Source organism: Halomonas sp. (assembly GCF_052095765.1).
Classification (GTDB): domain Bacteria; phylum Pseudomonadota; class Gammaproteobacteria; order Pseudomonadales; family Halomonadaceae; genus Halomonas.
Map to the genome: position 1 here is coordinate 1 of NZ_JBQDJZ010000012.1, position 6,168 is coordinate 6,168.

Genomic DNA, 6,168 nt, shown 5'->3' on the forward strand with positions numbered 1-6,168 from the left:
GTAATCGCTTCGTCGGCTGAGGGGGCGCGAAAGCCCACAGAGAGGGTCAGGCAGTCGTCTGACTGGCTGACACCATGGTGTGACCAGCCGGGCGGCAGATACAGCATGTCGCCGGGCTCCAGCACCCAATCGTGGTCGGCGGCGACGTCAAAACTCTTGAGGATGCGCAAGTCGATGCCGTCGATAATCGGCGCGTCCTCGCCAACCTTGCCACCCAGTTGCCAGTGGCGCTGGCCGCTGGCCTGGAGCAGGAAGACATCGTACTGGTCTAGGTGCGGCCCTACGCTGCCGCCGGGCGGCGCGTAGCTGATCATGATGTCGTCGAGCCGCCAGCGTGGCAGGAAGTTGAACTGTTCAAGCAGTTCAGCGACTTCCGGTACATAGTGATCCACGGCCTGTACCAGCAGCGTCCAGTCGCGCTCGGGCAAACGAGCGAAGGTGTCTTCGTTGAAGGGGCCATGGCTGACCTTCCAGGGGTGGGGCGCACCCTTTTCATCCCGGCCGTGTTCTTCAATCAGCCGTGCTTCAACGTTTTCCTCGCAGGCCAGGCCAGCCAGCTCGTCGGGAGAGAGCGGGCTTTCAAAATCAGGGAAGGCCCCGCGGATCAGCAGCGGTTTTTGCTGCCAGTGATCGCGCAGGAATTCGCTGGCAGTCAGGCCGCCGAGCATGGGGAGCGGAGCATGAGAAGGCATGGCAAATATCTCTTGTAGCGCTGTTACAGGCGGCTTGCCTGGTCGGCGGCATTGCCAATGTAGTTAGCAGGCGTCAGCGCCTTGAGCTCTGTCTTCACGTCGTCCGGCAGTCCCAGGGTGTCAATGAAGGCGCTGAATCCGGCCTGGTCGATGCGCTTGCCGCGGGTCAGTTCTTTAAGCTTTTCATAGGGCTTTTCGATGCCGTAGCGGCGCATTACCGTCTGGATCGGTTCGGCCAACACTTCCCAGCTGGCGTCCAAGTCATCGGCCAGCCGCTGGGGGTTGGCTTCTAACTTGCTGATCCCCTTGAGCGAAGCCTGGTAAGCAATCAGCGCGTAGGCCATGCCCACGCCTAGGTTGCGCAGCACCGTGGAGTCAGTAAGGTCGCGCTGCCAACGAGAAATCGGCAGCTTTTCGGCCAGGTGGCCAAGCACCGCGTTGGCCAGCCCCAGGTTGCCTTCGGAGTTTTCGAAGTCGATGGGGTTGACCTTGTGCGGCATGGTCGAAGAGCCGATTTCGCCCTCGACGGTTTTCTGCTTAAAGTAGCCCAGTGAAATATAGCCCCACACATCGCGATCGAAGTCGATCAGGATGGTATTGAAGCGACACACGGCATCGAACAGTTCGGCAATGTAGTCGTGAGGTTCGATCTGGGTCGTGTAGGGGTTGAAGGTCAGTCCCAGGCTTTCGACAAAGTGGCGGGCATTGGCCTCCCAGTCGATTTCCGGGTAGGTGGTGAGGTGGGCGTTGTAGTTGCCCACCGCGCCATTGATCTTGCCAAGGATTTCCACCGCTTCGATTTGTTTGAGCTGACGGCGCAGGCGATAGGCAACGTTGGCCATCTCCTTGCCCAAGGTGGTAGGGCTGGCGGTCTGGCCATGGGTGCGCGACAGCATCGGCTGGTCGGCATGCTCGTGGGCCAGCTGGGCAATGGCGTCGGACACCTGATGCATGTGAGGCAGTACGGCCGCCAGACCTTCACGCAGCATCAGGCCATGGGACAGGTTGTTGATGTCCTCGCTGGTGCAGGCAAAGTGCACGAACTCGCTGACCGCCTGAAGCTCGGGCGTGGCCTCGATGTGCTCCTTGATGAAGTACTCCACTGCCTTGACGTCGTGGTTGGTGGTGCGCTCGATATCCTTGATGCGTTGGGCATCGGCCACCGAAAAATTCGCCACCAGATCATTCAGCACGCCGTTGGCGGCGCTAGACAGCGGCGGTACCTCTGCAATGCCCGGGAGCTCGGCTAAACGCTGCAGCCAGCGCACCTCAACCGTGATGCGGGCACGAATCAGACCAAACTCGCTGAAGTGTTCGCGCAGCGATTCGGTCCGGCTGCCATAGCGGCCGTCGACGGGTGACAGGGCAGTGAGAGCGGAAAGGGGAAGCGACGTAGACGGCATAGCATGGGTTCCGGAAGTGACGTTTCAGTGAGCGGGGAATAGCGAGTGGTGAATAATAAGGCGTCAGTGGTGAGCAGTAAGCAGCATGCGCGATCAGCCAATGGCATCCAGTGCACGTTGCATGGCGCCGCGCTGCAGTATCAGCCGCCAGCGGCGACCTCCCTGCTGGTGCCACAGCAGCGCAAAGCGCACGCCAGCCAGCAGGCAGGCGCGGATACGCTCGGGCATCATCGGGCTTTGCAGTAGCGAAGGATCACCCTGAACGACGATGCGCTGTTTGAAGGTGGACAGCGTCTGCTGATAGGTCTCGCCGAGGCTGGCGATCACATTTTCATGGTTGTCGCCGAAATACTCGGCCTGGCCCTGAGTACGCGTTAGGCGCTGGCCCAGGTCGTCCAGCATGTCGTTATTCTTGCGCAGTTGGTTGGCAAGCATCAGTAGTGCGAAGCCGTAACGCATGACGGTGGTGTTGGCTTCCTTGCGCCCCAGCAAACCACCAAGGGTATCGAGACCCCGACGTAGGTTGTTGGGGTGGCCACCATAGATGGCCTCAAAACTCTGCGGGTTGGTGTCGATGGTGGCGCGAATCAGGGTTTCCCAAGCGCGGGTGTCAGTCTGGCCGGTGCGGGCCAGCTCATCCACCAGGCTGGCCGCCTGGAAGACGCCGGCCAGCGCCAGCACCTGACGCGCCGTCGGGGAGTCCGGGGCGCGATGGATCGGGGTGGCATCATTCATCAGGCGTGCTCCGTAGCATTCCAGGTGGTGCGGACTACCCCGCCGCCAAGGCAGATGTCGCCATCATAGAGCACCAGCGACTGGCCAGGCGTTACCGAGCGTTGGGGGTCATCGAAGTGAACGCGCACGCTGCCATCGTCAAGTGCTTGGACATGGCAAGGCACGTCGCTCTGGCGGTAACGGGTCTTGGCGGTAAAGCGGCCTGCCTTTACAGGCGCTTCGCCGGCAATCCAGTCCATGGCTTCGGTGTCCAGGCTGTCGCTGTAAAGCAGTGGGTGGTGTTTGCCCTGCACCGCAATCAGCACGTTGCGTTCAAGGTCCTTGCCCGCCACATACCAGGGTTCTTCCGGGTAGTCTGTCAGCCCACCAATGCCCAGGCCCTGGCGCTGGCCTAGGGTGTAATACATCAGCCCCATGTGTTGGCCAATGGTAACGCCGTCGGGCGTTTCGATAACACCGGGCTGGGCGGGCAGATACTGCTTGAGGAAATCGCTGAAGCGGCGTTCGCCAATAAAGCAGATGCCGGTAGAGTCTTTTTTGCGTGCAGTGACTAGGCCATGGCGCTCGGCAATGGCCCGTACCTCGGGTTTTTCCAGCTCGCCCACCGGAAACAGCGTGCGCGCAATAGCAGCTTCGGGCACAGCATAAAGAAAGTAGCTCTGATCTTTGTTGGCATCCAGCCCCTTGAGAAGACGCGGACGACCGTCCCGCTGGCCCCGGCGGACATAGTGGCCGGTGGCAATTTTCTCTGCGCCAAGAATCTCGGCGTAGTCCAGAAACACCTTGAACTTGATCTCGCGGTTGCACAGCACGTCGGGGTTCGGGGTGCGCCCAGCGCGGTATTCGGCCAGAAAATGCTCGAACACATTGTCCCAGTACTCGGCGGCAAAATTGGCAGTGTGCAGCGGGATGCCGAGCTTGTCGCAAACGGACTGGGCATCGGCCAGGTCATCCTTGGCGGTGCAATACTCGGTGCCGTCGTCTTCATCCCAGTTTTTCATGAACAGGCCTTCGACCGTGTAGCCCTGTTCTATCAGCAGCAGGGCGGAAACGGAAGAATCAACACCGCCGGACATGCCGACGATGACTTTGCCTAGCGTGGCTGTCATGGCGCTCTCTGAGTGGGTGGGTCACAAATGGAAAAAGAGTATACCTGACAAGAACGGCAAGCTCGAAGTCTGGATCAGAGACAGCCCTCAACAGGCCGACGGGCTGCGTTACCCAATGGGCTGGCTTCCCACCGCGCTCGGTCCGTGCCGTCGTTCAAGTTGGCTTCCCGTGGCAATTTAGCAGTACACTGGCGGACAAAATTTATAGCCTGTCGGATAGCAGTGTGATTCACGAGACTCCCAGTAGTAGTGGTGTGCCAGCGCAAGCCGCTCTCGAACAGCCTTATCTTGATTTGATGCGCCATGTGCTTGAGCACGGTGTGGAGCGTGATGACCGCACCGGGGTAGGGACCCGCTCGCTGTTTGGCCATCAGATGCGTTTCGACCTGTCGCGTGGCTTTCCGCTGCTGACCACCAAGAAGGTGCATCTGCGCTCGATCATCCACGAGCTGCTGTGGTTTCTGATGGGTGATACCAACATCGCTTACCTGAAAGAACATGGCGTCAGCATCTGGGACGAGTGGGCTGATGACAACGGCGACCTGGGGCCGGTGTATGGCTACCAGTGGCGCAGCTGGCCCGACCCGCGCGGTGGCCATGTTGACCAGATCAGTCATGTGCTCAGCCAGTTGCGCGACAATCCCATGTCGCGTCGGCTGGTGGTGTCAGCCTGGAATCCGGCGCTGATCGATGAGATGCGTCTGCCGCCGTGCCACTGTCTATTCCAGTTTTATGTGTCCGAAGGGCGCTTGTCCTGCCAGCTGTATCAGCGTAGCGCCGATATTTTCCTCGGCGTGCCGTTCAATATCGCCAGCTACGCGCTGCTTACCGTCATGATGGCTGAGGTCACTGGGCTTGAGCCGGGCGACTTTGTGCATACTCTTGGCGATGCGCACCTATACCTGAACCATATAGAGCAGGCTGAGTTACAGTTGAGCCGCACGCCGCGAGAGGCCCCCCGCTTGGTGTTGACGCCTGGCGTCAATAGCCTGTTTGACTACCGCTTCGACGACATTCGTATTGAAGGCTATGATCCGTATCCCGGCATCAGGGCTGAGGTAGCCGTATGAGCATGACATCTATTGAGCTGGATACCCCCGTAGCCATGATTGCCGCTGTTGCCGCCAATGGCGTGATCGGGGTAGACAACAAACTGCCCTGGTACCTGCCCGAAGACCTCAAGTTCTTCAAACGCATGACCCAGGCAAAGCCGCTGGTCATGGGGCGCAAGACCTATGCCTCTATTGGGCGTGCGCTGCCAGGCAGGCTTAACATTGTAGTCACCAGAGATACCGACTTTAGCGCAGCAGGCGTGCGGGTTTGTCATGACCTGGCCTCGGCGTTGCGACTGGCTGATCAGCAGGCGCTGATTGATGGCGCAGAAGAAATCATGGTGATGGGCGGTGGCGACATCTATGGTCAGGCCATGGCATATGCCAGCTACCTGTATCTCACCGAAGTTGCCATTGAGGCTGAGGGAGACGCACGCTTTCCACCGCTGGCGGAAAACACCTGGAAAGAGGTTCAGCGTGTGTCGGGCAGCCCGGAAGCAGGTCAGCCAGCCTATGATTTTGTGACATATCGTCGCCTGGCGTTAGCGGGCAGCGCGTAGAGATTGAATCGTAGTGAACAAATAATAGTGATTGAGTGGTGGCCGGATGCTGAGCCGCCGAGCTGGCGGAGCATCATGCCCGGCAAGCTGCATTTGGAGGATCGTCCTTTTGACTGAACAAGCCCCCGCCCACCTGATCAGTCAGCTGGAGCGCCGCACGCAACGCCTGGTTGATGATCTGGACGAGACGCGTTGCCAGCTTGCAGCAGCGCAGGCCCATCACACCCTGCTTGAACAGAAGGTGCAGGCACTGGAAGCGCAGCGCTATGAGCTGCAGGAAGCGTGCCGCGGGCTCAGCGAGCAAAATGAAGCGCTTGAAAGCCACAGTCGGCACTTGCAGGAGCGCCTGGAGCAGTCCGATACTCAGCAACCCTTATCGCGTCACACACGTCAGTCCAGAGGGCTGTCGGCGCTGCTCGGTCAGAATAGAGCGGCGCCGCACACACCAGACGCCAAGCCTGAGCTGGTGGCAGAGCCCGCTGCTGATACCGCTACGACACCGGAGCCCGACGCCAAGCCTGAGTCGATTGCACGGTCAGAACCCACAGTAACGTCTGAGCCAGTCACAGCGGAGCCAGTCACAGCTGAACCGGTAAAGCCTGAGCCAGTAAAACCAG

7 protein-coding genes are annotated in these 6,168 nt (G+C 59.8%); 3 read left to right on the forward strand and 4 right to left on the reverse strand.

Features of this window, described 5'->3' with window-relative positions; genetic code table 11:
- The 4 genes from ACTH3D_RS02925 to mnmA all read right to left on the reverse strand — a co-directional run.
- Window positions 1-692 (reverse strand): cupin domain-containing protein (locus ACTH3D_RS02925; RefSeq protein ID WP_441665078.1); only part of this gene is annotated, 692 nt, incomplete at its 3' end.
- A 23-nt stretch (window positions 693-715) separates the two neighbouring features.
- A complete protein-coding gene (gene purB, locus ACTH3D_RS02930; protein ID WP_441665080.1) occupies window positions 716-2,095 on the reverse strand; it encodes an adenylosuccinate lyase in 1,380 nt (459 codons plus the stop codon).
- Window positions 2,096-2,188: 93 nt separating this feature from the next.
- Window positions 2,189-2,830, reverse strand: a complete 642-nt coding sequence (gene hflD, locus ACTH3D_RS02935; RefSeq protein ID WP_441665082.1) for a high frequency lysogenization protein HflD — start codon at window positions 2,828-2,830, stop codon at window positions 2,189-2,191.
- Window positions 2,830-3,939 (reverse strand): tRNA 2-thiouridine(34) synthase MnmA, encoded by a 1,110-nt coding sequence (mnmA, locus tag ACTH3D_RS02940; RefSeq protein ID WP_441665084.1) that lies wholly within the window; start codon window positions 3,937-3,939, stop codon window positions 2,830-2,832. Before mnmA ends, hflD begins: the two co-directional genes overlap by 1 nt.
- Window positions 3,940-4,235: 296 nt before the next feature.
- On the opposite strand from mnmA, the gene ACTH3D_RS02945 reads away from it, so the two are divergent.
- The 3 genes from ACTH3D_RS02945 to ACTH3D_RS02955 all read left to right on the forward strand — a co-directional run.
- A complete protein-coding gene (locus ACTH3D_RS02945; RefSeq protein WP_441665144.1) occupies window positions 4,236-5,009 on the forward strand; it encodes a thymidylate synthase in 774 nt (257 codons plus the stop codon).
- Window positions 5,006-5,551 (forward strand): dihydrofolate reductase, encoded by a 546-nt coding sequence (locus ACTH3D_RS02950; RefSeq protein ID WP_441665086.1) that lies wholly within the window; start codon window positions 5,006-5,008, stop codon window positions 5,549-5,551. The genes ACTH3D_RS02945 and ACTH3D_RS02950 overlap by 4 nt, the downstream gene beginning before the upstream one ends.
- Window positions 5,552-5,660: 109 nt before the next feature.
- Window positions 5,661-6,168, forward strand: a 508-nt coding sequence (locus ACTH3D_RS02955) for a hypothetical protein (RefSeq protein WP_441665088.1), incomplete at its 3' end; no start/stop codon positions are given.

Excerpts from the sequence above, each read along its gene's own strand:
- hflD (WP_441665082.1), bottom strand. The coding sequence starts at position 2,830 with ATGAATGATGCCACCCCGATCCATCGCGCCCCGGACTCCCCGACGGCG.
- purB (WP_441665080.1), bottom strand. The coding sequence starts at position 2,095 with ATGCCGTCTACGTCGCTTCCCCTTTCCGCTCTCACTGCCCTGTCACCC.
- ACTH3D_RS02945 (WP_441665144.1), top strand. The coding sequence starts at position 4,236 with ATGCGCCATGTGCTTGAGCACGGTGTGGAGCGTGATGACCGCACCGGG.
- mnmA (WP_441665084.1), bottom strand. The coding sequence starts at position 3,939 with ATGACAGCCACGCTAGGCAAAGTCATCGTCGGCATGTCCGGCGGTGTT.
- ACTH3D_RS02950 (WP_441665086.1), top strand. The coding sequence starts at position 5,006 with ATGAGCATGACATCTATTGAGCTGGATACCCCCGTAGCCATGATTGCC.